The organism is Candidatus Laterigemmans baculatus, assembly GCF_010367455.1.
GTDB classification, from domain to species: Bacteria; Planctomycetota; Planctomycetia; order Pirellulales; family Pirellulaceae; genus Laterigemmans; species Laterigemmans baculatus.
Genome location: NZ_WRPR01000035.1, coordinates 1 through 25,266, shown reverse-complemented (window position 1 = coordinate 25,266; position 25,266 = coordinate 1). Strand labels below are relative to the sequence as shown.

The window sequence follows — 25,266 nt, the reverse complement described above, 5'->3', positions numbered from 1 at the left end:
AGCCGTGCGGAGGTCGAGCGGTTGGCTTTCCCACCAGTCTTGCTGGGGGGCAATTCCGGGGGGCAATTCCGGGAGAGGCTGAGGGAAAGCCGCCGCGACCATCCGCCGCGCATCAAAACGCCCGGTCGTTCCGCGTGAACGACCGGGCGTTTTGTTTTTTTAATTCGAAGCCGCGATCACTCGGCAGTCTTCAGGAAGCCTTCGAGTTTCTCGGCCCGGTTGGGGCTCTGCAGTTTCTTCACCGCCTTGGCTTCGATCTGGCGAACCCGTTCGCGGGTGACTTTGAAGATCCGCCCGACTTCTTCGAGCGTGTAGCTGTAGCCGTCGACCAACCCGTAGCGGAGGCGAATGATTTCTCGCTCGCGGTAGGTCAGCGTCTTGAGCATGTCCTCGATCTTCTGCCGCAGGATGCCGTTGCTCGCGGTGCGAACCGGGTTGTCGCTGTCGTTGTCCTCGATGAACTCACCGAAGCTGCTGTCTTCGCCTTCGCCGACCGGGCGATCGAGGCTGACCGGATGGCGACCGATGTCGAGCACGCGGCGGACTTCCTCGACGGCGACTTCCGAGCGAGCGGCGATCTCTTCGAACGAGGGTTCGCGGCGGAGTTCCTGGGTCAGCTTCTTCTGGACTTGGCGAAGTTTGCTGAGCACGTCGATCATGTGGACCGGGATCCGAATCGTCCGGGCCTGATCGGCGATGGCCCGCGTGATGGCTTGGCGGATCCACCACGTCGCGTAGGTGCTGAACTTGAACCCGCGGCGGTATTCGTACTTGTCGACCGCCCGCATCAGCCCGGTGTTGCCTTCCTGGATCAGGTCGAGGAAGGAGAGGCCGCGGTTGCGATACTTTTTCGCGATCGAGACGACCAGACGCAGGTTGCCGCTGCTCAGCCGCCGCTTGACCGCTTCGTGGGCTTCGAAGTAGCGGCGGAATCGTTGGCAGCGGTTGCGGAGGCTGGTCGGGCTCTCCTGCGTCAGCATGATCAGTTCGCGAAGTTCCTGTTTCAGATCGGCTCGCTCATCTTCACTGACCGCATCGCTGCCGAGGCTCTCGAGCCGCGATTTGATGAAGTCCATTCGCTGCGAGATGGTCGTCAGCTGTTTCATCAGCGGCTGGACGCGGCGGCTGCGGAGCGACAACTCCTCGACCAGCTGCAACGCCTTGCGGCGGCGGCGGAGGAAGCGTTTGCGAGCGGCGGCGCGTTCGGCCTCGGAGGTGCTGCGGCGAACCAGGGCTTCGAACTCGTAGCGGTTCTGCTGCAGCAGCACGTCGACCGTGCGGAGGTTGTGGGGCATGCGGCCGCTGATCTGCTCCTTGGTCAGCCGCTCGGTCAGCGAGACCTTGATCGTGCGGTCGAACGGAAGAGCTCCCTGGTGGACTTTGTTCAGCGTGTCGACCGTGGCCCGCATGGCGAAGTCGTTTTCCAGAATCGCGCGGCGGAACTGGCGGCGGGTAACTTCGATTTTCTTGGCCAGCGAGATTTCTTCTTCGCGAGTCAGGAGCGGGATGTCGGCCATCTGGCTCAAATACATCCGGATCGGGTCGTCGCTCGGCTTGGGCATTTCGCCCGAACCGCCACCGAGATCGATCGGCCGCATCGGCGGAACCGGGGCCGCGGCAGCCGTCGGCGAAGGCGCTTGTTCGACGAGTTCGATACCCCGAGATTCAATCGCATGGAGCAGATTGTCGAGCTTTTCCGGGCTGACATCTTCATCCGGCAAGTAGGCGTTGACCTCATCGTAGGTCAAGAAGCCGCGTTTGCTGCCGATCGCGATCAGCTGTTCCAGATCTTGTGCCATCGGGTCCATGACAAACATCCTTTTTTGTCACCGCCTCCATTCGCCTCATCGAACGCGCGACCGCGTTAGAAGCAGAACGATTGAGAGCCGGCTCGAGGGGCCAAAACGACGACGGCTCTGCTGCGCTTCGGTAGCGCGCGGGAAGAAAGCAGAACCATCACCACAAATCCATTTGCGCGTAGTCGGTGCTCTGAAAAGAATCGACTTCCATTAAGATCGATGCCCCACATCCTATTGCATGGGGATCGCATCCGAAACCAGGGGCTCGGTCAACTTTCTTGAGCAGGGGGCAATTTTCCTGGTGCGGAAATTGTCGCGGCAATTCCATGCCGGATTTGCTGAGCCGCAAACATTTCTCGCAGTAGGTCGGTTGCCTCCTCCTCGGGAATCGCACCTTGGCCGAGCTGTGCCAGACGACGCTGGTTCTCGGCCTTGGTCTCCATTTCTCGATAGCACTTCAGGATCGAGTCAAAGCGTTCCTCGGCCGTTTGGTTCGCGACCTCGGCTTTGGCCTGGACTCGTTCGTCCAGGATCACCAATTGGTTTTTGAGGAACTCGTCTTCCGCCGACAGCATCACGTCGCGGACGTCGAGCGAGGCGCCGGCGAGTTCCAGCATCTGATAGATCTTCATCAGTTGGCGGGCGGTGGTGGTCGACAACCACCGCTCGTCGATCGTCTCAACGGCCAGCCCGACCAGCTCGGGACGCTCGATCAGCGTCTCAAAGAGCTCGCGGTCGATGCCGAACAGCGGTTCGTTCGCTGGCGGCGTTGCCACGCCTCGCGCCCCGTCCTCGTCACCGATCCAGGCCTCTCCCGTCCAAGCCTCCATCGGCCAGGGCTCGAGCTCCTCCGCCGCGGCCTGCGGCCTCTTCGGCTGCGGTCCCTTTGGCGACCCTTTTGGCGGTGCTGCTGCCGGGAGCGTGGTTCGCTCGGCGGAGGCAGAACGTTTCGCATTCTGAAAGCGGCTACGCTTCTTTCGCAGCTCGTCCAGCCGTGACTGCAGGTGCTCGACCGGCATCATGAAGGTGCGACCGAGGCGGACGAGCGTTTGTTGTAGCCGCAAGTCGCCGGTGGCCACCGGAGCGGCCGCCAGGATCGACAGCATCGCTTCGGCGGCCTTCGTCGCGCGGTGCGTATCGTGCGTCAGGTCCACGCCGGCGGTGAGTCGCTGCAGCTTGTGGTCGATCGCGTCGGGGGCCGCCTCGACGAGTTGCTCGAATGCCTCGCGCCCCTCGCGGCTGATGAAGTCGGCCGGATCTTGGCCGTCGGGCAGAGTGAGGACGCGGAGGTCGACTTCGGCGCCGACAAACATCTCCAAGACTTCGTCCGCCCGCTTCTGGCCGGCGGTGTCGCCGTCGAGAACCAGCACGACGCTCTCGGCAAAGCGTTTGAGAATCGTGATGTGGCTCTCCCCGAGCGCCGTCCCCAGGACCGCCACGACTGGTTCGATCCCCGCTTGGCGAGCGGCGATGACGTCGGTGTAACCCTCCATCACCAGCACCCGTTGCTGCCGCACGATCGCGTCCCTCGCCAAGCTCAACCCGTAGAGCTGGCGGGATTTGGCGAACAACCGCGTCTCGGGGCCGTTGATGTACTTGCCCCCCTTCCCTTCACCGCCCGGGAGAATTCGGCCGCCGACAGCCACCGGTCGCCCTTGCAGATCGAAGATCGGGAAGATCACGCGATCGCGGAACATGTCGTAGTGGCCGCTACCGGAATTTCGTGGCACGGCCAGCCCGGCGGCCTGCATCACTTCGCCGCTGTAACCGGCAGTGCGTGCCCGATCGAGCAACCAATCCCAGCTCTCCGGCGCATAACCGATGCGGAACCGCTTGCGACTGTCCTCGTCGATCCCGCGGTCGGCGACGTATTTCCGCGCCACCTCGGCTTCGGGGCCCTGCTCCAGGCACTGATAGAACTGGTCAACCGCCCACTGCATCGCGGCGAGCAGCGTGGCCTTGTCTTCGGGGCTGCCCGGCTGGGCCGGTTTGGAATGCGGGCCTTTCTCGATCGTGATGCCCGCCCGCTCGGCCAGGATCTGCAGAGCTTCGGGAAAGCTCACCCCGTCCCGCTTCATCACGTAGCTGAACGCATCGCCGCCGATGTCGCAGACCCAGCACCGCCAGGTTTGCCGTTCGGGATTGACCATCATGCTGGGGCGGCGGTCGTCGTGCCACGGGCACAGCGCGACGTAATTGCGGCCCTGGCGGCGCAATTCCAGCTGCGTTCCGATCACGTCGACGATGTCGACCGCCGAACGGACGCGTTCTTTCAGTGCAAAGTCAGCGCTGAAAACCACCAATCACTCCAAATGGCATCCGGCCCGGGGAACTCCCCTTTCTTCACCGCGAGTCGCTGTGGTACATCGCGGTTCAGCGGGGCACATGATCCTCCTGAGCGTAGCAAACTCGCTTGCCACCGAAAGCCTCGCAGACCCTTCGAGGGGGGATCGCTGCATAGCCCAGCGGGTCGTATCCGCCGGTCGCTCGGGGCAGGAGAAGCGTCGCTGTCATGCGCACCGCCGGAAAGTTTGGGACGCGGCCCAAATTTGGTCAAGGCGGATTTATCGTTTAACGGCAAGCCGCAGGCAACTGTGTTTTCAAGAAGCCGTCGCCTGCGGCTTGCCGTTAAACGAACGATTCGCGAGCACGCTGCCCGCGGTCTCTGGCACCCGGTTTGCTTCTTGAACGGAAAACCGACGGTTTGTTCCGTTCTCACCTCCAGCCCCTTCCTTTTGCGAGCCTAACGGCGATGACTCCTCTGGCGAACTTCCACCGGCTGCATTCGTTCCCCCGTCGCTCCGCCTCCCCGCTCCTCGTTGCTGTCGCACTCCTGGGCGTCTCTCTCTCAGGGGGCTGCGACCAAACCGCCGAGACCGATTACGAAAAGGCAGTCGAAGCGCAGGCCGAGCTGGAACGAGCCCGTGAGGAAGCGGCGGAAAAAGTCGCTGAGGCCGAGGCCAAGGCGGTCGAGAACATCCAGGACGCCCGCCAAGAAGCTCGCGAGTCGATTCAGGAGACCAAGCAGGAGGCGGCCGAGATGGTTCAGGACGCCGAGCAAAACTTGCAAGAACGTCTGGACACGCTCTCCGAAAAACCGCTCGCTCCGGCCGCGGATCCCGCCGCCGAAGGAGTTGTCGTAGAACGCAAGGTGATCGTCACCGACGAAGAGCCGAGCGAAGTGGTCGAGCCGCAAACGCCATAGTTGCCATAGTTGCCATAGTTGCCTTTCGCTCCGCGAAAGTAGCATTTCCCCACTACTTTCGCGGAGCGAAAGGCGACTATGTTGCGCTACTTTCGCGGAGCGAAAGGCGACTATGTTGCGCTACTTTCGCGGAGCGAAAGGCGACTATGGGGCGACTATGTTCAAACCGCCCGTCCGGGTTCTTGGGGGCCGCTGGGGAATCGCTTTTTTTGCTTCGACTCATAGAGCACAGGATTGAGCGTCGGATCGTTGTACATCTTGCACTGGCGGTAAATCTTATGCCGCTTCACTCCTCGCTCCAGGTCGGAAATTAGCTCCGCCAGCGCGGTGGCGAGATCCCGCTTCTGCTCCTCGCACTGCTGCACCTTCTTGCCGACGCTTTCTCGATGAGTTTCGTCGACGTCGGTCCGATCCAGTTGCTCGCGGAGATGATAGATCCGCAGTGCCATGATCGAGAGTCGATCGATGGCGCTGCCGGGCGTTTCGGTATTCATCGGAAGCGCATCGCTAACGGGTCGTGATTGCTCGCGGAGGTAATCGGCGATCCAGGCGTCGATTTCTTCGATCGCGTCATTCCGCTGCTGATTGAGCCGATCGATAGTCCGCTTAACCTCCGCGATCTCGGCATCGCTTGCTCCCCGGCTGCGGGCGAGATCCTCTTGGTGCCAAAGGAGAAAATTGTAGGAGTGCTGGGTGCAAATCAGCCGCATCACTCCTTCGCCTGCAATGGAAATCGGCACTGCATGCCAATCGGCAACCGTCTGCTCGTGCAATGCGAGCACCGCTTCGACATCGATCATGGGGAGCTAAGCCTAGAACGGAAAGGTCTCGTCCAACTCGGCGTTGGAGAGTTCGACGAGGAAGGGAGCCAGCCGGTCGACGATGACCTGCATGACCGCATGTCCCTTCTCGGCGGAGGCGGCGTGCGGGTTGCCCGAACCGGACTGTTTGGTGAGCAAATGCCAGGGACGGGTGATGGAGACCCACTTCTGATTCACCGCTTCGAATCGCGTCGACCGCACCGCCCCGTCGTCGGCCCTCAAGTTTCCATCGGCGTCTCGGACGACCAGTTCTGGGAAATACGCCAAACCGAGAGAGGTTTCCATTTCACCGGCATGGTCTTCTGGGACCGCAAAAATTTCACTCGCAGCATTTCCGACCATGCGGAACCAGTCGCAGAGGAACAGCTGAGCTGCGCTGCGGCCGTGCAGCTCGCGCAGGAACGGTTTCAGATCGTTCCCTCCATGGCTGTTGAGCAGCACAATTTTGCGAATCCCGCTGGTCACGAGCGACTCGACCAAATCGCCGAGCAGGGCGAACATCGTGCTGGGATTGATGTTCATCGCTAGCGGCAATTGCCGCATGTTGGTCTCGGTGCCATAGGGAATCGTCGGCAGGAGGACGACGCGCGCCCCGTCGTGGTGAGCCCGCTCGCAGACCGCCCGCCCGATCGCCCCCGCCTCCAGCGTGTCGGTTGCGTAGGGCAGATGCGTGTTATGCGGTTCGGTGGCTCCGAGTGGTAAGACCGCAACCTCATAACGCGATTCCCGCACATCGACCAGGGTCGCTCCTTCTAATAACCAGGGGCGACGGTCCATAGAGTGGCTCCAAGAAAAAGGTTGAGTCGCCTTTTGCTCCGCGCAAGATGCGCGGAACCGCAACTTTCGCGGAGCGAGAGGCGAGTATGGATGGTGGATGCTACTCAGCTGGTTGCGGCGTGTCGGCGGCGATTGTTTCACCACCGCGACGCGTCACCATGGCTTCAAACTCGGATTGTGTGAGTTGACCGTCGACCTGGCGCACACTGCCATCGCTGAGCAGAATATTGGTTCCTTCGGTGGACCCCTTGCTGCCGGCAATCGCCGCGTAGGCTTGCTGGGGCGTCACGTCATCGGGACGAGTCCAGGGGATCCCGGTCTCCTTCATTTCCACGACCGCCACGGTCAGCGTTGTGCCGTCGATGACGTCCCGGATTCTGATGGAACGGTCTCCTGGGAAAACGGAATCCTCAGAGCGAATCGTGACGTAGTTGGTTTCGTTCGAATTTTCCGGCTGGTCGTAACGTGGCGAGCCAAAGACCGGCGGCATGTACTGCAGCAAGCTGCGATTGTTCGGGCTGTCCCACGGTTCCTCCAGAACGAACTGTTCATGCAGAATCGACTGCTGCATGAACGGCAGGATGAGAACCCGCCAGCTGAGCAGCGGTTGACCGTCTTCGTCGGTCGTGTAGGCAGGCGGGAATGCCTCATAGGCCTCATGATAATTGAGTAAGGCCAAACCGATTTGTTTCAAATTGTTAGCGCTCTCGGCTTGCCGGCTCGCACTGCGCGTTGTGGTCACGGCAGGCATCAACAGGGCGGTCAAAATTCCTCCGCTGAGCAGAAGCCCCAGCACCAACAGGCCGAGCACCACCGCAATGATCATGATCGGGCTGCGTTTTCGCGGCACCGCGGGCTCGATGGAATCCGACGGCTCGATCGGCTGAGGGGATTCCGGAGGCTGGGCGTCAAAGTCGGGATCGCTGGACATGGCGGGAGTTCCTGCTGCGGAGGGGAGGGTCGAGCCACCGGGTAGAAGATACCGCCGCACGACGCCGACCGCCACGCGACGCCCTGCCCTGCCCTGCCCTGCCGCGCGACGCCCTGCTAAGCGCTGCCTTGTCGCGCGATGCCACGCCACACGCTGCCCCGCCACGCGCTGCCTTGTCGCCGACCGGCCGCGCGGTCATCCTGCTGTGCTGCCTGGAATGGGTACGCGTCCCGCAACACTGGAGTAATTCTCTCGCATGACCGTTCGCACCGAAGCCACCGTCCTGCATCGCCCCTCCGACGCTGCACTTCGCTTTTTGCCGGAAGGACCGTATCCGCTGGGGCCCTCGCGGATCAGCTGGGTCGCGATCCAGCACGGAGCGGACGCAACTTCGGGGTCGCTGAACATTCTCGATTTGGCTAGCGGCGAGAACTCCAACTATCCGCTCCCCGGACGTCCCGGCTTTGCGTTCCCCTGCGACGACGGAGCTCGCTTTTTGGTGGGCTGCGAGAGGGAGATCGGCCTGTTTCATCCCCCGAGCGGCGATTGGCAGTTGTTGATCGACGGCATCGACGCGGATGTGGAGGGGACGATCATCAACGACGCGGTGATCTTCGAGGATGATTTGATCTTCGGAACCAAGGACCTCGAGTTCGCGACGCGGAAAGCGGGGCTGTACCTGTATCGCGGCCGCGACAAGAAACTGATCCGCCTTCGCGACGACCAGATTTGCAGCAATGGGAAGGCGATCCGCCAAGCGCCGCACGGGTTGGAGCTGATCGATATCGACTCGCCGACCCGGAAGATCGTCGCCTATCCGCTGGACATCGAGCGGGGAAAGCTAGGCGAACCGCACACGGTCGTCGATCTGACCAGCGATTCCTCCGCGCCCGACGGGGCGATTCTGACGCCCGACGGCGGGGGCGTGATCGTTTCGATGTACAATCCCGGGGCGGCCCCCGCTGGGGAAACTCGCGAATATTCGCTCCGCGACGGTTGTATGCGTCGCGTTTGGCTGACCCCCGGTGCGCCGCAAAACACCTGTCCCAATCTGGTCCAGCACGAGGGACGCGTGCAGTTGGTGATCACGACGGCGGTCGAGCACATGCCGGTCGAGCGGCAAAGCGATGCGCCGCAGTCGGGATGCTTGTTCATCGCGCCCACGGAATTCGACTCGGTGGGCACCGCTCCGGCGTATCCCCCGTAACGCCCCCCGAATCATCGTGAGACCGGCGGGCCGCCCATGAGTCGTGCTCCTGCTTCGCCACCGTCAGACGTTCACGCACGGCAGGTGGTGTTTCGTGTCCGCGGGGCGACGAAGGTCTATCCGATGGGCGAGGTCGAGGTGCAGGCGCTGCGGGGAATCGACCTCGATTTGTACGCGGGGGAATTCACGGTGCTGCTCGGTCCGAGCGGCAGTGGTAAATCGACGCTGCTGAATATCCTCGGCGGACTGGACCAGCCAACGGGCGGGAGCGTGTTCTACCGCGAGCTGGAACTCAGCGGCGCGAGCAATCGTCAGCTGACTCAGTTTCGTCGGCATGCGGTGGGGTTCGTGTTTCAGTTCTACAATTTGATTCCCAGTTTGACCGCCTGGGAGAACGTGAGCCTTGTGACCGAGGTTGCGAGCGATCCGATGTCGCCACTCGAGGCGCTCCGGCTCGTTGGACTCGAAGACCGCCGCGACCATTTTCCGGCTCAGCTTTCTGGTGGCCAGCAGCAGCGCGTCGCAATCGCTCGAGCGATCGCCAAGCGGCCGGACGTTCTGCTTTGCGACGAACCGACCGGAGCCCTCGACGCGCTGACGGGCATTACGGTGCTCGAGGCGATCCAGCGGATCAATACCGAGCTGGGCACGACGACGGCGGTGATCACCCATAATGCGGCGATCGGAGAGATGTCGGACCGGGTCGTGACGATTCGGGACGGGCGAGTCGCTGAGGATCGGCGGGTGGCGGTCAAGACACCGGTCGCCGAGCTTCGCTGGTGACGACGGTGGGTGAAGCCGAATTGCCGCGGACCGGGGGCAAGCCGTGCAGACGCTGAATCGGAAATTGATTCGCGAACTTCGCCACACCCGCGGGCAGTCGTTGGCGATCGCCGCGGTGGTGGCTTCCGGAGTTGCCGTGTTCGTGATGGCGCTCGGGACGCTCGGGACGCTGCGGTCGAGCCGCGACGCGTACTACGAGCGATACCGGTTCGCCGACGTGTTTGCTTCGCTGCGCCGTGCCCCCACAGCGATTCTTCCGCGGATCGCGACGCTGCCGGGAGTCGCCCGCGTGCAGACGCGAATCGTCTCGGACGTCACGTTGGATGTGCCGGAACTGGATGAACCGGCCGTGGGGCGGTTGATCTCGTTGCCCGAAGTGGGCGAACCGGTGCTGAATGCAGTTTATCTGCGGCGGGGTCGGTTGCCTGAGCCGGGGCGAGCCTCAGAGGTTCTGGCCAGTGAAGCGTTCGTGGAGGCTAACACGCTCGACGTGGGAGACACGCTTCAGGCGGTCATGAACGGGCGGCTGCAGGAGTTGCGGATCGTGGGCGTCGCGATCTCGCCGGAGTACATCTTTCAGCTTCGCGGCGGTGACTTGCTGCCGGACGATCGGCGGTTCGGCGTGTTTTGGGTCTCGCAGCGGCAGATGGAAGCCGCCTTCGACATGGAAGGAGCCTTCAACGATGTGTCGCTGCGGCTTGCCGGCGGGGCTCGCAGCGAGCCGGTCATCGAGGCGCTCGACCGGTTGCTCAAACCGTATGGCAGCATCGGCGCGATCGACCGCGAGGATCATGTCTCGGCGCGATTCGTGGCCGACGAGATCAAGCAGCTGCGAGCGACCGCGGTCGTCGCTCCCTCGATCTTCCTCGGCGTCGCGACGTTCCTGCTCAACGTCGTGCTCTCGCGGCAGATCGGTACGCAGCGGGAGATCATCGCGACGCTCAAAGCGTTCGGCTACAGCGACGCGGCGGTCGCTTGGCACTACCTCAAATCGGCGATCCTCGTGGCGCTGTTCGGTGCGGTTCTCGGGGCGGCCGGAGGGCTCTATCTCGGCCGAGGTCTGGCGCGGTTGTACGCCGAGTTCTATCACTTTCCGAGTTTGATCTCGCGGATCGATTGGCGGATCGTGCTGGCGGGCGTGTCGCTCAGCGTGCTGGCAGCGGTCGCCGGCTCCTACCGCGCGATCTATCAGGTCATGCGGCTGATGCCCGCCGAAGCGATGCGTCCGGCGGCACCCGCTCGCTACCGGCAATCGTGGTTGGAGCGACTGGGACTCACGCCGTGGATTCCGTTGACCGCGCGGATGGTGCTGCGGGGACTGCAGCGGCGGCCGCTCAACTCGCTGCTCTCGTCGCTGGGGATCTCGGCCGCAGTGGCCGTGCTGCTGGTGGGGAATTTCGCCCCCGACGCACTCGATTACCTGCTCGAGTTCCAGTTCGAGCGGGCGCAGCGGCACGACGTGCAGGTCGCTTTCTACGAAGTCGCTTCGCCGTCGGCCGCTTACGATCTGCGACATCTGCCGGGAGTTCAGACGGCCGAGACGTTCCGAGCGGTCCCGGTGAAGCTGCGGTTTCGCCATCGCAGCTACCGCACGAGCATCATGGGACTCGGCCAGCGCCGCGACCTGTATCGGCTGCTCGACGTCGATGGCCGCGCGATCCCGCTGCCGCCGGCCGGGTTGGTGCTCTCGGACAAGCTGGCCGAGCTGCTTGCCGTCCGCGAAGGGGAGACGGTGACGGTGGAGGTGCTCGAAGGGGAAGAACCGGTGCGGGAAGTGGTCGTCTCAGGGCTGGCCGTCGAGTACGCGGGAACGACGGCCTACATGGACCGGCAGGCGCTGCACCGCTTGATGGGCGAAGCCGACACGCTGAACGGCGCTTTTCTGGCGGTCGATCCCGGCCAGCTCGAGACGCTCTACCGCGAGCTGAAGGAGACGCCGCAAATCGCCTCGGTCGCGGTCAAGTCAGCGACCGTCGAGCAGTTTCGTGAGACGGTGGCGAAGAACCAGTTGACGATGCAGTCGTTCATGGTCTTTTTTGCCGCGGTGATCGCGATCGGAGTCGTCTACAACACGGCCCGGATTTCGTTGGAGGAGCGGAGCCGTGAGCTGGCGACGATGCGGGTGATCGGCTTTACACGGAGCGAAGTCTCAGCGATCCTGCTCGGCGAGTTGGCGGTCCTGACCTCGCTGGCGATCCCGCTCGGCTGGGCGATTGGATATGGGTTGTGCTATGCGATGGTCCGCGGGTTTGAGACCGAGATGTTTCGAATTCCGTTGGTGATCCACCCCGAGAGTTTTGCGTTCGCGGCGCTGGTGACCGTGCTTGCCGCCGCAGCAAGCGGGTTCTGGATCCACCGCCAGATCGGCCAACTCGACCTGGTCGCCGTCCTCAAGAGCAGCGAATAACCCGCGGTGGCTCCAATCCGATTCGCACGCATCCGCCGTCTCGTTCTTTGGGGAGCCGCCGCCATCGTGGTCTCGGCCGGGATCTACTATGCGCTCCGACCTCAACCGGTGTTGGTCGATGTGGCGGTCGCCGAGCGGGGGCCGATGCGGGTCACGGTCGATGACGACGGGATCACGCGGATCCGCGAACGATACGTGGTCTCCACACCGCTGACCGGGCGGCTGCAGCGAATCACGCTCGACGTGGGGGATGAAGTCCGAGCCGAAGAGACGGTCCTCGCGCGGCTCGAAGCGACCGATCCAACGCTGCTCGATCCTCGGGCCGTCGCCCAGGCGAGAGCCCGCGTGCGGGCGGCCGAGCGGAGATTGGAGTCGGCCAAGGCCGAGCTGAACAAGTCGAATGCGGCCTTGAACTTCGCCGAAGCCGAAATGGGCCGCGCCCGCCAGCTGCTCCGCAACAACGCCATCTCGGAGAGCGAGTTCGCCTCGCGGGAGCTCGATTTTCGTCAGGAGACCGAGAACGCGCGGGCGGCTGGTTACTTGGTCGATATCGCCCAGCACGAACTGGAACTCGAGAAAGCGGCGTTGCTGCTGACCGACCCGGAATCGTCGGAGGATTCGATGGAGCTGGCGATCACCGCTCCGATCGATGGACGCGTGCTCCGCGTGAACCAGGAGAGCGCCGCGGTCGTGACCGCCGGAGATCCCTTGCTGGAGATCGGCGACCCGAGCGATTTGGAGATCGTCACCGATGTTCTCTCCCGCGATGCCGTCCAGATCGAAGCGGGCGATCCGGTCGATCTACTGCACTGGGGCGGCGCGAATCCACTCCGCGGACGAGTCCGTCTGGTCGAGCCGTCGGGGTTCACCAAATTCTCGGCGCTCGGCGTCGAGGAGCAACGGGTCAACGTGATCATCGACTTCGCCAATCCGCTGACCGAAGCCCATGGCTTAGCGGCTGAACCTCAGCACTCCCTCGGCGATAATTTTCGCGTCGAATGCCAGATCGTGGTCTGGCAGGGGGACGATGTTCTGCGGATTCCGACCAGCGCCCTGTTCCGCGTCGGCGATGCTTGGACGGTGTTCGCCGTCCGCGATGGCGTCGCCGCGGAGACGCCGGTCGAGATCGGCCGCGACAATGGACAAGTCGCTGAAATCACTGCCGGACTGGCTGAGGGGGATCAGGTAATCGTGCACCCCAGCGACCGGATCCACAACGGAACGCCCATCGCGATCCGCTGAGGAAATTAATCTCAAATTTCCTGACTCTAACGGAATCTATGCACGCACCTGGCTGGGGAAACAACCACGAATAACACGAACGGTGGCCACGGAAAGACACGGAAGATCACGGAAAGAAGAGGGACCGCGGATAGCACGGAGAACGCGGATAAAAGGGGAATCCGAGGTTTCCCCCATCTTTCGGCACTCCACGGGCATAAGCTCGCGCAAATAGATTCCGTTAGAGTCAGCAAATCTCAGATCGCAAATCCTGCAACCTGCTACCTGAAACCTTCTATCTCACCTTCACCGGTCCGTTGGCGGCGATGCTTTCGGCGATGCGTTGGCTGAGCATCAAGGCATCGGCGGCCAGCGTTCCGCTCATCGCGGGCGTGGGGGTTTCACCGGCAACCGCCGCGGCGGCCGCTTCGAGTTCGGCGACAAACGCGTCTTCGGGTGCGCCGCCGCCAAGCTCGGGGCGCTCGACCGTACCGTCTTCGTGGAGGATTTTGAGGGGCATCGCTTCGGCCGCGTCGCTAAAAGCGGCAAATGCGAATTGCACGGTGGCCCGTTCGAAGTGGGCTTCGTAGGAGTGGGTGAAGGGGCGTCCGGCTTGGTCGATCACACCGCCGCTCGAGGCGACCACGAGCGACGAGTCGGCGAAGTCGTAGAGCGTTTCAAAATACTGCGGCAGCCCTTGGCGGAGCCGACCGCGAGCGTGGACGCGAGTCGGCATGCCGAACAATAGTCGGATCAGGTGCGTGTCGTGCACGTGCAGGTCGACCAGCGGACCGCCGACACGCTCGGGGTTGTAGAAGTCGGGATTCCAGTCGACCGGCCCGATCGTGCGGTTGAAATGGCCGCCGAGTAGCTTGCCCCAGCGACCGTCCGCCGCAGCGTCGGCCAACAGTTTGAATTCGGGCATGAAGGGGAGGACGTGTCCGACCAGCAGCAGTCGGCCCGCCTTGGCGGCGGCCGCGACCAGATCCGTCGCCGCGTCGCCGTTGAGGGCCAGCGGCTTTTCGCACAACACGTGCTTGCCCGCCTCGAGGCACTGCCGAACCTGATCGACATGCAGATGGGGGGGCGTGCAGAGGTCGACCAGGTCGATCGACTCGTCGGCCAGCACGTCTGCGAGGGTTTCGTAGACGGTGAGCCCGCTGATGTCGATCTGCTCGCCGGGAGGACCGAAATTGCCTTGAATGCCGCGCCAGTCTCCCGCTCGCTTCTTCGGATCTCGGCTGGCGAAGCCCGCCAGCTTCGCCGCCGACGACTTCTGGTAGGCCAGGTAGTGGATCCAGCCCATGAATCCGACGCCCACGATTGCAGCACGCATGATGTCAAAATCCCTCGGTTCTTAGCTTCGATTCCCGTGCATTGGAGCCGGACAGCTTAGCCGAGCCCGCCCCCGGCCGACAGAATGGGGGCCGCAGATCCGCGGCGGCCGGGAGCGAGGGACGGTCGAATGGCGGTTTGAGACGGTTTTCGCGGCCAATTGATGGGATTCTGCCGCGGGGCTAAACTCAGCGGCCCCAGGCTCTTTCCCCCCATTCACTTCGACTCGTCCACTGCGACTCGTTCACTCCGACTCGTCCAGCCCGCAGCCCCTCGGGACCATGCACGCAATCGCACCGGAACACGATTTCTTTGTGGGCGTCGACTCGGACGGTTGCGTGTTCGATTCGATGGAGTTGAAGCACAAGGAGTGCTTCGTCCCTGCCACGATCAATCACTACGAACTGCAGCCGGTCAGCAAGTTTGCCCGCGAGACCTGGGAGTTCGTCAATCTCTACAGCAAGAGTCGCGGGATTAACCGCTTTGCCGCCTTGCTCGAGACGCTCGAGTGGCTCCGGCGGCGGCCGGAGGTGCGGGACCGAAACGTAGAAGTGCGGATTCCCGACTCGCTCCGCCGATGGATCGCCGAAGAGACCAAGCTGGGAAACCCGGCGCTCGAGGCTAAGGTCAACGAGACGGGCGATGCCGACCTGGCCCAGGCCTTCCGCTGGTCGCTGGCGGTCAACGCGGCGGTTGCCGAGATCGTCCGTGGCGTGCCCCCTTTTCCAATGGTGCGGGAGTCGCTAGCAAAGTTAGCCGAGCGAGCTGATCTGTTGGTCTGCTCGGCGACGCCGACGCCGACCCTCGAGGCGGAGTGGGACGAGCACCGCATCCGCCCCTTTGTCGCCGCGATCTGTGGTCAGGAAGCGGGCACCAAAACCGAGACGCTGAAGCTCGCCTCCCAGTATCCCCCCGACCACGCCTTGATGATCGGCGATGCGCCCGGCGACTACCGAGCGGCGGCGGCCAACGCAACGCTCTTCTATCCGATCAACCCGGGTGCCGAGGAAGCCAGTTGGCGGCGGTTTCACGAAGAAGCGATCGAGAAATTTTACAAAGGAACTTTCGCGGGAGCCTACCAGCAAATGCTGCTCGAGGAATTCGAGAGCTATCTCCCGGAAAAGCCCGATTTCAATACTGTATCCGAATAACACGATCAGGAACTGCTTCCATGAGTGACTGCGATTTTGGTTTGATCGGGCTTGCCGTAATGGGTGAGAACCTCGCCCTGAACGTGGAGAGTCGCGGTTATAAGGTAGCTGTCTACAACCGCACGACTGAGAAGGTCGACGAGTTGCTGGCCGGTCGCGCGAAGGACAAGAGTTTCGTCGGTTGCCATACAATCGAAGACTTCGTCAAAGCGGTGAAGCGGCCCCGCAAATTGATGCTGCTCGTCAAAGCCGGTCCGGCGGTCGATGCGATCATCGAACAATTGCTGCCGTTGCTCGAGCCGGGCGACATCATTATCGATGGTGGAAACACCTACTACCTCGACACCGAGCGGCGAACCAAGCAGGTCGAGGAAGCCGGGTTCCTCTACGTCGGCGCTGGCGTCAGCGGTGGTGAAGAGGGAGCCCTCAAAGGCCCCAGCCTGATGCCCGGCGGCTCCAAGGATGCCTGGCCGCACATCAAGGACATGTTCCAAGCGATCGCCGCCAAGGTGGGGCCCAATAACGACATTCCCTGCTGCGAATGGGTCGGTCCGCGGGGCGCCGGGCATTATGTCAAAATGGTGCACAACGGGATCGAGTACGGCGATATGCAGTTGATCTGCGAAGCCTACCACTTGTTGAAAGAGATCGGCGGCCTCTCGAATGACGAGTTGTATGACGTCTTCGATCGCTGGAACCAGGGAGACCTGCAAAGCTATCTGATCGAGATCAGCCGCGACATTTTCAGCGTGAAAGACGATCAAGGGGGCGACGGGCATCTGGTCGACAAGATTTTGGACGTCGCCGGGGCCAAGGGGACCGGCAAGTGGATGAGCCAACTGGCGCTCGACCTCGGCGTCCCGAGCACCCTGGTGACGACCGCCGTGTTCGCTCGCGGTCTCTCGGCACAGAAGGAAGCTCGCGTCCGGGCTTCGAAGGTCTTGGCCGGGCCGGCCGATAGTCACAATCGGCCCTTCAGCGAGGCTGCTCAAAAACTTATCGGCGATCGTGCGGCGTTTGTCGAAGCGGTGCATCACGCTTTGTATGCGTCGAAGATCGTCAGCTACGCCCAAGGTTTTGTCCAACTGCAGGCCGCTTCGCAGGAGCACGCCTGGGACCTCGACTACGGCCAGTGCGCACTGCTGTGGCGCGGTGGTTGTATCATCCGCGCCCAATTCCTCGACCGCATTAAAGAAGCGTTCGACGACCAACCGAACTTGGAAAACTTGCTGCTCTACAAATACTTTCAGGACGCGGTCGGCAACGCCCAGGAGGCATGGCGGGCGGTGGTTGCAACGGCCAGCATCCACGGCGTGCCGGTGCCGGCGTTCAGCACCGCGCTGAGCTACTACGACGGCTATCGCTTGGCACGCTTGCCGGCCAACCTGCTGCAGGCTCAGCGGGATTACTTTGGCGCCCACACCTACCAGCGGGTTGACCGCGATGGGGTGTTCCACAGCGAGTGGCTTGAGCTTCGCAAACCGCCACGCGGCTGAGGCCTCTTATACCATTACCCTCCCCCCGGGAGGGTCGCGAGGAACGAGCGGGGAGGGTCCGGCGAGGTTCGGGGCCCGAATGCCCTACGTTTTATGTGGCCCTCCCCGGGCCTGAGAGCCCGACCCTCCCAGGAGGAGGGTGATGGAGGAGGTCCGTTCTCTGTAAGTGTGAAGCTCGGCCGCACCTCGACAGCCCCTCGGAGGAACGACGGTGGTTCAACCGCGATCCGTTCCGCACCCACGGTCGTTGGAAATCACGACCGGTGCGCGGCTGCACTTGGGGTTGCTCGACACGGCGGAACCGTTTGGCGGCGTTGGGCTGATGCTGCGGGAGCCCGCCACGCGGATCCGAATCCAGGAGGCGACCGAGTTCGAGGCTCGCGGTGCGGCGGGGGACCGAGTGAAGGAGGTCGCCCGGCGGTTCGCCGCCTACTGGCGACTCGAGGAACTGCCGAGGTGCGCGATCGAGGTGCTGCGGCGGCCACCCCCGCATGCCGGGCTCGGCAGCGGAACGCAGTTAGCGATGGCGGTCGCCGAAGGTCTCTGCCACTTCACCGGCCGCGAGGTCATCGCCCGGGAAAGCGACAGCGAGAGCCTGGACGAAAGCCCCCGAGAGAGCGACCGCATCGAGCGAAGCACGCTCGCTGTCGAGATCGCAGGGCGCGGCCGGCGGTCGGCGGTCGGTGCGCATGGCTACTTCGACGGCGGGCTGATCTACGAAGCGGCTGCCGCGGTGGCTGCACGGTTGAACCCGGTTCGAGCCCGAGTCGAGCTGCCCGAGTCGTGGCGAGTGCTGTTGGTGCGCAATCGGGGTGCGGCACCGGAGGTGGCGGGAGAAGCCGAGCTCGCCCACTTCGCACGCTTGCCTCCGGTCGCCGAGCAGGTTCGCGAGCAACTGCGGCGGGAGGTGGAAGAGGAGCTGTTGCCGGCGGCCGTCGCGGGGGACTTTGAGCGGTGGTCGCAAGCGGTGCATCGCTACAATCGCGAGAGCGGCAATCTGTTCGCCGCCGTTCAAGGTGGACCTTACAACGGAGCGGTCATCGCGGCTTGGGTCGAGCGGCTGCGAGGGCTCGGCGTACGGGGCGTGGGTCAGAGCTCGTGGGGACCGGCCGTCTTTGCTTTCTGTCGATCGCACGCGGAGGCCGAGGAGATTCGCAGCCGGATCGCCAGCCAGTACGGAGATGCCGCCGAGATGACGCTCGCCCGGTTTGCCAGCCGGGGCCGAGAACTGCGCGATGCGCCAGCAGAGCATGTGGACTCGCGGTATAACTGACCGTGATAGGGAAAGCAGCTTCACGGCTCGAGGGAACGCTCTAGACCGGCGACAATTTTCATGAGTCTACGGATCGCTCGCCGCACGTCCGCAACGGCGACTCCTGCAGGCGAATCCGGCGCGGCGGCTGCATCGAACCGCGGCGAAGAAAGTCCGCAGGACGGTTTGGTTGGCCGTTTCACAGGTAGCGGGGCGGGAGACTCGACGGCGGAGCAACTCGATCCGGTGGCTGCAACGACGCCGGCAGTGATTCATTCGCGGATCACGCGGAACGGCTTGCACATGGCGTTCGTTGCCGCCTTTGCGATCCTCGGTGGCTCGATCCGCGGCTTCAATCTGCTGGTGATACTGGCCGGGTTGATGGTGGGGCTGCTGGTCGTCCAGTGGCGGTTCTGCCGAGGCATGCTCCCCAAGCTCACGGTCCGCCGGGTGTTGCCGCTGGAAGCCTACGCCGAGCGGCCGTTCAAGGTCCAGTTCGTGGTCGTCAACGGACGCTCCTGGCTCCCCGCCTGGATGATTCGCGCCGAGGATCGGATTCGGGGCGGGCGGGGCAAGACGCGAGACGGGCAAGCGATCTGCAGCTTTGGGATGATTCGCCCGCAGACGAGCGAACCGGCTCACTACGAGTGCACTGTGATGCGGCGTGGGCGTTACTACTTTGGTCCGGTGCGGCTAGCCAGCGGCTTTCCGCTCGGCCTCGTCCAGGCGTGGCTCAATACCCGCACCCGCAGCTCGTTGCTGGTCTATCCGTCGATCGCTCGCTTGGCTCCCAACTGGAGCGAGATGATCCTCAACCGCCGCGAAGGGCTGACCGGCTCGCGGCAGCGGAGCGGACAGAACGAGGGCGATTTTTTTGGGATCCGCTCCTGGCAGAGTGGTGACAGCCGGCGGTGGATCCACTGGCGAACGACCGCTCGGATCAACGCGCTTGCGGTGCGACAATTCGAACAGCCGAGCAAAACTCAGTTGTCGCTGATCCTCGATCCCTACCTGCCCGCCGGTGCGGACGACCGAGACGTCGAGTGGGCGATCAGCGTCACTGCAGCGATGGTCCTAGCACTTTCGGCGGGAGGAACCAATCACTTGGTGTTGGGGATCGCCGACGCCGCATCCCGGTCGCTCGCTTCGCATCACACCTTCGATTTCCGCCGCGGGGCGATGAATTTGTTGGCGACCACACGGCCCGTACCGCAGCCCACTTTGGCTCCGACTCTCGAACGGGTGCTTCGCGACGGGAATCCGAACTGGCCAATCCTGCTGATCAGCCCTAGAGCGCAGCGGATCGAACTGCTTTGCCGGGAACCGGACGGTCCGGCCGAGCGCGGCGAGAGTGCGGTGCGGGGCGGCAGCGATGCGGCGGACCGCTTGACGCCGGCACTGCTCGCGCGCCTCGATCTGCGGTGGCTCGACGTCACCTCATCGGCAGCCGATGGGATCTTCATTCGGGAGCCCGCCCGTGGTTCGACTTGAGCGATCGTTACAGCTCCACTTCGCCATGCTGACGGCGTTCGGCGGATTGATGATGGGCTCGGGCGAAGTCGGCGTGATGCTGCCAGCGGTCGCAGTCATCGCCGCCATTGCCTCGTTTCTGCTGGTCGACCTGTGGAAGCTATTCTACCTGCCCACTCCGGCGGCCTACGTCGGGATGGGGCTGGTGGCGATCTACTGCATGGGAGACTTTCTGTGGCTGCAGAATGAAAACCAGCTGACGGCGGTCGCTCAGTTGCTCGTGTGGGTCGAAGCCGTGTTGTTATTCCAGCGGAAGTCGGTCCGCGTGTTTGAGCAGGTGGGGATCTTCTGCTTGCTCGAGCTGGTCGTGGCGGCGGTGTTCAATCATGCGCTGGGATTCGGATTGCTGTTGATCCCGTTTTCGCTGATCGGGATTCGGGGGCTGGTGTTGCTGCACGCGTTCTCGGTCACTCAGGCAGGAGCCGAGAATGTGCAGGGGGTACTTCGCACCGACGCGAGTGAGGCGGGGCGGATGTCGGCGGCGCAGGCCCTGCGACTCCCGCGGTGGGTGGTCGTCGCTCTGGCGCCGGCCGTTCTGTTGGTCGCTGGAGTCTTCTTTTATGCGCTGCCACGCGTCGCCGGAGCGCCCGACTCGCGGGGCGTCGGAGGCCGAGCGACGACTGGGTTTTCCCGCACGATGACCTTGGATCAGGTCGGCGAGTTGCTCGAGAACCGAGATCTGGTGATGCGGCTGACGCTCGAAGAGCAACGGACCGGGCGACCCTATCGGTCGAGCGACGCGATCTACCTCCGCGGGGAGGTGCTGGAGCACTACCAGAACAAATCGGGGGTGGGGGTGTGGAGCGCAGCCCCCCTGTACCCAGTCCGCAGCAACCGGCCGTTGCCTAAACCGTATCACCCGTCGGAGGAGGAACTCCAGGATCTTTACGATCGGGTTGAAGTGCGGGTGGAAGTGCAACCGCTGACGACCGACGCGCTCTTCGCGATCGCTCCCTACCACCAGCCGAGCGGCAGTCCTCGGCAGGTTCAATCGTCGACCGAGGGGATCATCCATCGCCGGGGCCGCTGGCTGCTGTCGCGCGGCGACTCGCTCGGCGTGTGGGCTCCGGAGCGGTTGGAGTACCGTTTCGGCACCCACGCCTTCCACTACGGCCGCCAAACCCGCTACTTGCGATTGATGGAGTTCGATGGGCTGCCGCGAGGCTCGTCCCCGGAAAATGCGGGGGAAGCGGAGCAGCGGTTCTCGGTGGAGGCGGAACCGCAGTTGTACCAGCGGATGCTCGAGTTCTCTCCGTCTCGGATGCCGACCGTCGCGGCCGAAGCGGAGGCCATCGCCGAGACGCTCGGCGACCGCAGCCGTTCTCCCTATCACGTCGCCTCGGCCTTCGAGGAACACTTCACCGCGTCGGGCAAGTTCCAGTACACGCTGGATCTCAACGAGCGTCGCGACTTGGCGGTCGACCCGATCGAAAAGTTCATCGCTCAGAGCCGCCGCGGCCATTGCCAATACTTCGCCTCCGCGATGGTCATGATGCTGCGGAGTCAAAAGATCCCCGCCCGCATCGTGCTCGGTTACAAGACGAACGAGTTCAATGTGCTTGGGGCTCACTACGTCGTCCGCCAACTGCATGCGCACGCTTGGGTCGAGGTCCTGCTCGACGAAGCGGATCTTCCTCCGGGGACGGTGATCGCCGGGCAGCCGACCGTCGGACCGGTGCTCGTGCGATTCGATCCCACGCCGAGCAGCCTCCGGCCCGACGCGTCGCTGAGCCCTCCGAATCAGTTCTACGATTTCGCCCAGGCGCTGTGGAACACCTACGTGCTGGACATGAGCAGCCAGCGGCAGCAAGAAGAGCTGTTCAGCCAATCCGGACGCGACAGCGACATGAGCAGCGCCTACACCGCGATGCTGACGCGGCTGAAGGAGGCGAGCAAACGGGGGCTCGACGAGCACCTCGGCACCGAAACGCTCGCCGTGCTGCGGCGGTTCTCGTGGCGGGCTGCGTTCCTGTCGGTCAGCATCACCTTGATCGTTGTCGGGTTGTACTGGATGGGGCTTCCCTCCTGGATCCGCCGACGCTGGCCCCACCAGCGAGCTTCCACGCGGGCTCGCAGCGTCTCCTCGGTTGGCTTTTACCAGCAGTTGTGCAGTCTGCTCGCTCGGCTCGAACTGCACCGCTCCGAGGGGCAAACGCCGAGGGAATTCGCCGATCAGGCGAGCGTGGCGTGGACCGCTTCGCAGGAAAAAGAGGGAGCCGGTGAGACGCCCATCCGAACCCTGGTCGATCTGTTCTACCGAGTCCGCTACGGTGGGACGCCGATCTCCGAGAGCGAAGCGACCGAAGTCATTGGTCCCTCGCTTGAACAAATCGAAGGATTCGTGCATCGTTCACGTCGCGGCTCGACGCGGCGTTGAGCCACTTGAACGAACCCTCCCCGGATTGAGACCCACGCAGGTGACCGAGCGACGCAATGACCCGACCTCTTCGCCGCTCGACGAGCGGCAATGGGGCGACGGCGAACTGGTGATCACGATCGACGGACCGGCCGGGGCCGGCAAGAGCACCGTCGCGCGAGGGCTGGCCGCTCGGCTCGGGTTTGCGTTTCTCGATACCGGAGCGATGTACCGCTCGGTCACGCTCGGCTGCCTCCGTCAGGGAGTGTCCTGGGACGATGCCTCGGCGATCGGACGCGTGGCTGGGCGGGTGGAGATCCGCTTTGAAGGAGACCGCGTGTTGCTCGACGGCGAGGACGTCTCGGCCGCCATTCGCAGCACCGAGGTGACCGACCACATCCGCTGGGTCGCTGACAACGCGGAAGTGCGGGCCTTGCTCGGTGGACTGCAGCGACGAGCGGCAGTGGGAATGCGGATCGTCACCGAGGGCCGCGACCAGGGGAGCGAAGTCTTCCCCGACGCGGCTTGCAAGATCTTTCTCACCGCTTCGCCCGAAACGCGGGCCCGGCGGCGGCATGCGGAGCTCGCCGCTCGCGGTCAAGCAGCGACCTACGCCGAAGTCCTCTCCGCTCAGATCCGTCGCGACCAGGAGGACGCCAGCCGGCCGGTCGGGGCGCTGCGGCCGGCCGACGACGCGGTCATCGTCTCGACCGACGGGCTGAGCGAGGAACAGGTGATCGAGCGGTTGGTCCAGATCGTGGCGGCTCGCGCGCTCGCTACAGACCCAAACGCTGAATGATAACCTCGGCACCGGGCGTCAATTGACGCAGCTTGCGGGCGATCTCCGGTTTTTCGCCGCCACTCGCTTTCTCCGCTCGCTTGCTGAGGTACCGCACCTTTTCGCGGCGCTGACGACGACGACGGATTTCTCGCTGACGTTCGGTTCCAGCCATGGCGTTGTCCGGGGTTGGGGGTGTGGCAGGCGCGCCTCACCTACGAAGCTATGCCGCCGGCGCGGGCCGGTCAACGTTTTGCGGACCCCACGCCACTCCAGCGGCGAAGGAGCGTCGCGGCGAGCAGGTTCACGCCGCCGAAGAACACGATCCCTAGCAGCGTCGCCGCGCCGAGAGCCGCGATCAGGCGATCCGTTTTCTGCAGCGCCCCCCAGCCCGTCATCAACGTCCCCAGCCCATCGTACTGAGCGCCGCTGCCAACGAAGAAGTCGCCGATGATCGCTCCGATCACCGCCAGCCCGCTGCTGATTCGCATCCCCAGCACGAGATAGGGAATCGAGGAAGGCAGCCGCAGCTTGAGCATCGTTCGCACTCGACCGCTGGCGTAGATTCGAAACAGATCCTCCAAGTCGCGGTCGACCGCGATCAGCCCTGCGGTCATGTTGCTGATGATCGGGAACAGGCTGATGATCACCGTGATGTAGACGACCGTCGCAAAGGTGTATCCGAACCACGTGATCAACAGCGGTGCGATCGCGATGATGGGCACCGTCTGCAGAAAGATCACGTAGGGGTAGAACGCGTTGCGGATGTGCCGCGACTGGCTGAAGACGATAGCGATCAGAGTCCCTACGATCACGCTGGTCGCGAATCCAGCCGCGGCCGCTTGTCCGGAGACCCACGTCGCCTCGAGCAATGTCTGCCGGTTCTCCCACCCCGCGGCGGCGACCTGCAGGGGGCTGGGGAGCAGGATCGGGGCGATCTCAAATATCTGGACGGCGAAATGCCAGAGCAGCAAGAAACCGACGGCAGCCGCAATCACCGGAACCGCCGCGAAACCGCCGGCGATCAGCACCCCGCTCGCTCCACGCGTCTTGCTGGAACGCGGACCCTTCATTGCACCGCCTCCCGAAGGGCATCGGCGACTTCGCCGTACACGCGGCCGAACTCCGGGGTGCGACGACAGTCGGGGTGCCGATGCTGGGGAAGCTCGATTTCGATCTCGCGGGCGATGCGACCGCGTCCCATCACGACGACGTGGCTGCTCCACATGATCGCTTCGGCGATGTTGTGAGTCACCAGCACGATCGTTCTCGCCCTCGCTTTCCAGAGCTCGACGACCATCAAACCGAGCCGTTCGCGGAGCATATCGTCCAGAGCCGCGAACGGTTCATCGAGCAGCAGGACCGACGGATCGGTGACCAGCGCACGGGCGATCGAGACCCGCATCCGCATCCCTCCAGAAAGTTCCGCCGGCGATTTCCGCCACTCTCGCGCCTCAAGCCCAACCGCGGCCAGTTGCTCGGCGGCCCGCTGCCGCCTCGCCTCGCCGGAGCCTTGTCCGAGCAGCTCCATCGGCAGCGTGACGTTCCGGAGCACGTTCCGCCACGGCAACAGCCCGGCGTCTTGGAAGACGTAAGCCAACTCGCCACTCCCAGGCCGGGCCACGGCGCGAGCGGCGGTGGCGGGTGAAGCGGAGGGAAGCCGAAAGCGGAGCGAGCCGGAGGTGGGCTCGAGCAACCCGGCGAGCAAGCGGAGCAAAGTGCTCTTGCCGCAGCCCGAGGGCCCCAGCAAAGCCGTGATCCGTCCGGCCGCGATCGACAGATCGATTCCCGCGATCGCCCGAGTCCCCTCGGGATAGGTCAGCGAGACGCCATCCAACTCGATCGCGGCCGCCGGCGAACCGTGGGGAATTTGAGCAGCACTTTCCAAGGGAGATCGCGACGAATCATTCGCCAAGCTCGGGGAAGACCAGTAAACGAACCCCCAAAAGCGTAGCAAACCCAAGCCAGCCCGAGCAGACCTACGTCCCTAGTCGATCATCGCGGGAGGGAATTCGGCGAGGGGGGAGCCTTCGCTGTCGCGGCGATTTGGTTCCGGTGCCGCGATTGACGCCCAGCGGCAACGTCCCGCCGTCGATGTCGAAAAAGGGGTCAGGAGCCGAATTATGTCGAAAAAGGGGTCAGGAGCCGAATTGGTTGTTTGGGAAGTTCTGCTCGGGTAGTCTGGTCAGAAGTGGTGGTTTTTTTTGTTTTGCCTGT

The 25,266-nt window shown here is 63.7% G+C and carries 20 protein-coding genes; 11 read left to right on the top strand and 9 right to left on the bottom strand.

Annotated features, from left to right (window positions below; all coding sequences use genetic code 11):
- Window positions 1-176 precede the first annotated feature (176 nt).
- Window positions 177-1,808, bottom strand: a complete 1,632-nt coding sequence (locus GNK13_RS07540; RefSeq protein ID WP_164101898.1) for a sigma-70 family RNA polymerase sigma factor — start codon at window positions 1,806-1,808, stop codon at window positions 177-179.
- A gap of 260 nt (window positions 1,809-2,068) precedes the next feature.
- Window positions 2,069-4,099, bottom strand: a complete 2,031-nt coding sequence (gene dnaG / locus GNK13_RS07535) for a DNA primase (protein ID WP_235934898.1) — start codon at window positions 4,097-4,099, stop codon at window positions 2,069-2,071.
- 452 nt (window positions 4,100-4,551) lie between these two features.
- On the opposite strand from dnaG, the gene GNK13_RS07530 reads away from it, so the two are divergent.
- Complete coding sequence (locus GNK13_RS07530; protein ID WP_164101897.1) at window positions 4,552-5,004, top strand: hypothetical protein; 453 nt, start codon at window positions 4,552-4,554, stop codon at window positions 5,002-5,004.
- Window positions 5,005-5,165: 161 nt separating this feature from the next.
- On the opposite strand, the gene GNK13_RS07525 is transcribed toward GNK13_RS07530, so the two are convergent.
- The 3 genes from GNK13_RS07525 to GNK13_RS07515 all read right to left on the bottom strand — a co-directional run bounded on the left by GNK13_RS07525 (window position 5,166) and on the right by GNK13_RS07515 (window position 7,533).
- Window positions 5,166-5,804 carry a DUF4254 domain-containing protein gene (locus tag GNK13_RS07525; protein WP_164101896.1) on the bottom strand — a complete coding sequence of 213 codons (639 nt, stop codon included), beginning with the start codon at window positions 5,802-5,804 and terminating at the stop codon, window positions 5,166-5,168.
- Window positions 5,805-5,816: 12 nt separating this feature from the next.
- Window positions 5,817-6,602 (bottom strand): creatininase family protein, encoded by a 786-nt coding sequence (locus GNK13_RS07520; protein ID WP_164101895.1) that lies wholly within the window; start codon window positions 6,600-6,602, stop codon window positions 5,817-5,819.
- Window positions 6,603-6,702: 100 nt separating this feature from the next.
- Entirely contained in the window at window positions 6,703-7,533 is an 831-nt protein-coding gene (locus GNK13_RS07515) for a DUF1559 family PulG-like putative transporter (RefSeq protein WP_164101894.1), read from the bottom strand.
- A 256-nt stretch (window positions 7,534-7,789) separates the two neighbouring features.
- On the opposite strand from GNK13_RS07515, the gene GNK13_RS07510 reads away from it, so the two are divergent.
- Genes GNK13_RS07510 through GNK13_RS07495 form a run of 4 tightly spaced genes read left to right on the top strand, consistent with a single transcriptional unit; the run spans window position 7,790 to window position 13,172 of the window.
- The gene (locus GNK13_RS07510) at window positions 7,790-8,740 is read left to right on the top strand and encodes an SMP-30/gluconolactonase/LRE family protein (protein WP_164101893.1); all 951 of its coding nucleotides are present in this window, start codon (window positions 7,790-7,792) and stop codon (window positions 8,738-8,740) included.
- A 36-nt stretch (window positions 8,741-8,776) separates the two neighbouring features.
- Window positions 8,777-9,523: an ABC transporter ATP-binding protein gene (locus GNK13_RS07505; protein WP_164101892.1), complete on the top strand. Its 747-nt coding sequence runs from the start codon at window positions 8,777-8,779 to the stop codon at window positions 9,521-9,523.
- 43 nt (window positions 9,524-9,566) lie between these two features.
- Complete coding sequence (locus GNK13_RS07500; RefSeq protein ID WP_164101891.1) at window positions 9,567-11,930, top strand: ABC transporter permease; 2,364 nt, start codon at window positions 9,567-9,569, stop codon at window positions 11,928-11,930.
- Between the two features lie 6 nt (window positions 11,931-11,936).
- Window positions 11,937-13,172, top strand: a complete 1,236-nt coding sequence (locus tag GNK13_RS07495; RefSeq protein WP_164101890.1) for an efflux RND transporter periplasmic adaptor subunit — start codon at window positions 11,937-11,939, stop codon at window positions 13,170-13,172.
- Window positions 13,173-13,446: 274 nt separating this feature from the next.
- On the opposite strand, the gene GNK13_RS07490 is transcribed toward GNK13_RS07495, so the two are convergent.
- A complete protein-coding gene (locus GNK13_RS07490; protein WP_164101889.1) occupies window positions 13,447-14,487 on the bottom strand; it encodes a Gfo/Idh/MocA family protein in 1,041 nt (346 codons plus the stop codon).
- A 280-nt stretch (window positions 14,488-14,767) separates the two neighbouring features.
- On the opposite strand from GNK13_RS07490, the gene GNK13_RS07485 reads away from it, so the two are divergent.
- The 6 genes from GNK13_RS07485 to cmk all read left to right on the top strand — a co-directional run bounded on the left by GNK13_RS07485 (window position 14,768) and on the right by cmk (window position 23,070).
- Window positions 14,768-15,637 carry an HAD family hydrolase gene (locus GNK13_RS07485; protein ID WP_164101888.1) on the top strand — a complete coding sequence of 290 codons (870 nt, stop codon included), beginning with the start codon at window positions 14,768-14,770 and terminating at the stop codon, window positions 15,635-15,637.
- A 20-nt stretch (window positions 15,638-15,657) separates the two neighbouring features.
- Window positions 15,658-17,133, top strand: coding sequence for a decarboxylating NADP(+)-dependent phosphogluconate dehydrogenase (gnd, locus tag GNK13_RS07480; RefSeq protein WP_164101887.1), 1,476 nt, complete (start codon window positions 15,658-15,660; stop codon window positions 17,131-17,133).
- Between the two features lie 211 nt (window positions 17,134-17,344).
- A complete protein-coding gene (locus GNK13_RS07475; protein WP_164101886.1) occupies window positions 17,345-18,406 on the top strand; it encodes a GHMP family kinase ATP-binding protein in 1,062 nt (353 codons plus the stop codon).
- Window positions 18,407-18,466: 60 nt separating this feature from the next.
- Window positions 18,467-19,876, top strand: a complete 1,410-nt coding sequence (locus GNK13_RS07470) for a DUF58 domain-containing protein (RefSeq protein ID WP_164101885.1) — start codon at window positions 18,467-18,469, stop codon at window positions 19,874-19,876.
- A gap of 25 nt (window positions 19,877-19,901) precedes the next feature.
- Window positions 19,902-22,292: a transglutaminase TgpA family protein gene (locus GNK13_RS07465; protein ID WP_164101884.1), complete on the top strand. Its 2,391-nt coding sequence runs from the start codon at window positions 19,902-19,904 to the stop codon at window positions 22,290-22,292.
- 25 nt (window positions 22,293-22,317) lie between these two features.
- On the top strand, window positions 22,318-23,070 hold the full coding sequence (cmk, locus tag GNK13_RS07460; RefSeq protein ID WP_235934896.1) for a (d)CMP kinase: 753 nt from the start codon (window positions 22,318-22,320) through the stop codon (window positions 23,068-23,070).
- Here cmk and GNK13_RS21445 read toward each other — a convergent pair.
- The 3 genes from GNK13_RS21445 to GNK13_RS07450 form a co-directional block, all read right to left on the bottom strand.
- Window positions 23,048-23,224, bottom strand: a complete 177-nt coding sequence (locus GNK13_RS21445) for a DUF6800 family protein (protein ID WP_203328976.1) — start codon at window positions 23,222-23,224, stop codon at window positions 23,048-23,050. The genes cmk and GNK13_RS21445 overlap by 23 nt on opposite strands.
- 70 nt (window positions 23,225-23,294) lie before the next feature.
- The gene (locus tag GNK13_RS07455; RefSeq protein WP_164101883.1) at window positions 23,295-24,122 is read right to left on the bottom strand and encodes an ABC transporter permease; all 828 of its coding nucleotides are present in this window, start codon (window positions 24,120-24,122) and stop codon (window positions 23,295-23,297) included.
- Window positions 24,119-24,937, bottom strand: a complete 819-nt coding sequence (locus tag GNK13_RS07450) for an ABC transporter ATP-binding protein (RefSeq protein ID WP_164101882.1) — start codon at window positions 24,935-24,937, stop codon at window positions 24,119-24,121. The genes GNK13_RS07455 and GNK13_RS07450 overlap by 4 nt, the downstream gene beginning before the upstream one ends.
- Window positions 24,938-25,266 lie beyond the last annotated feature (329 nt).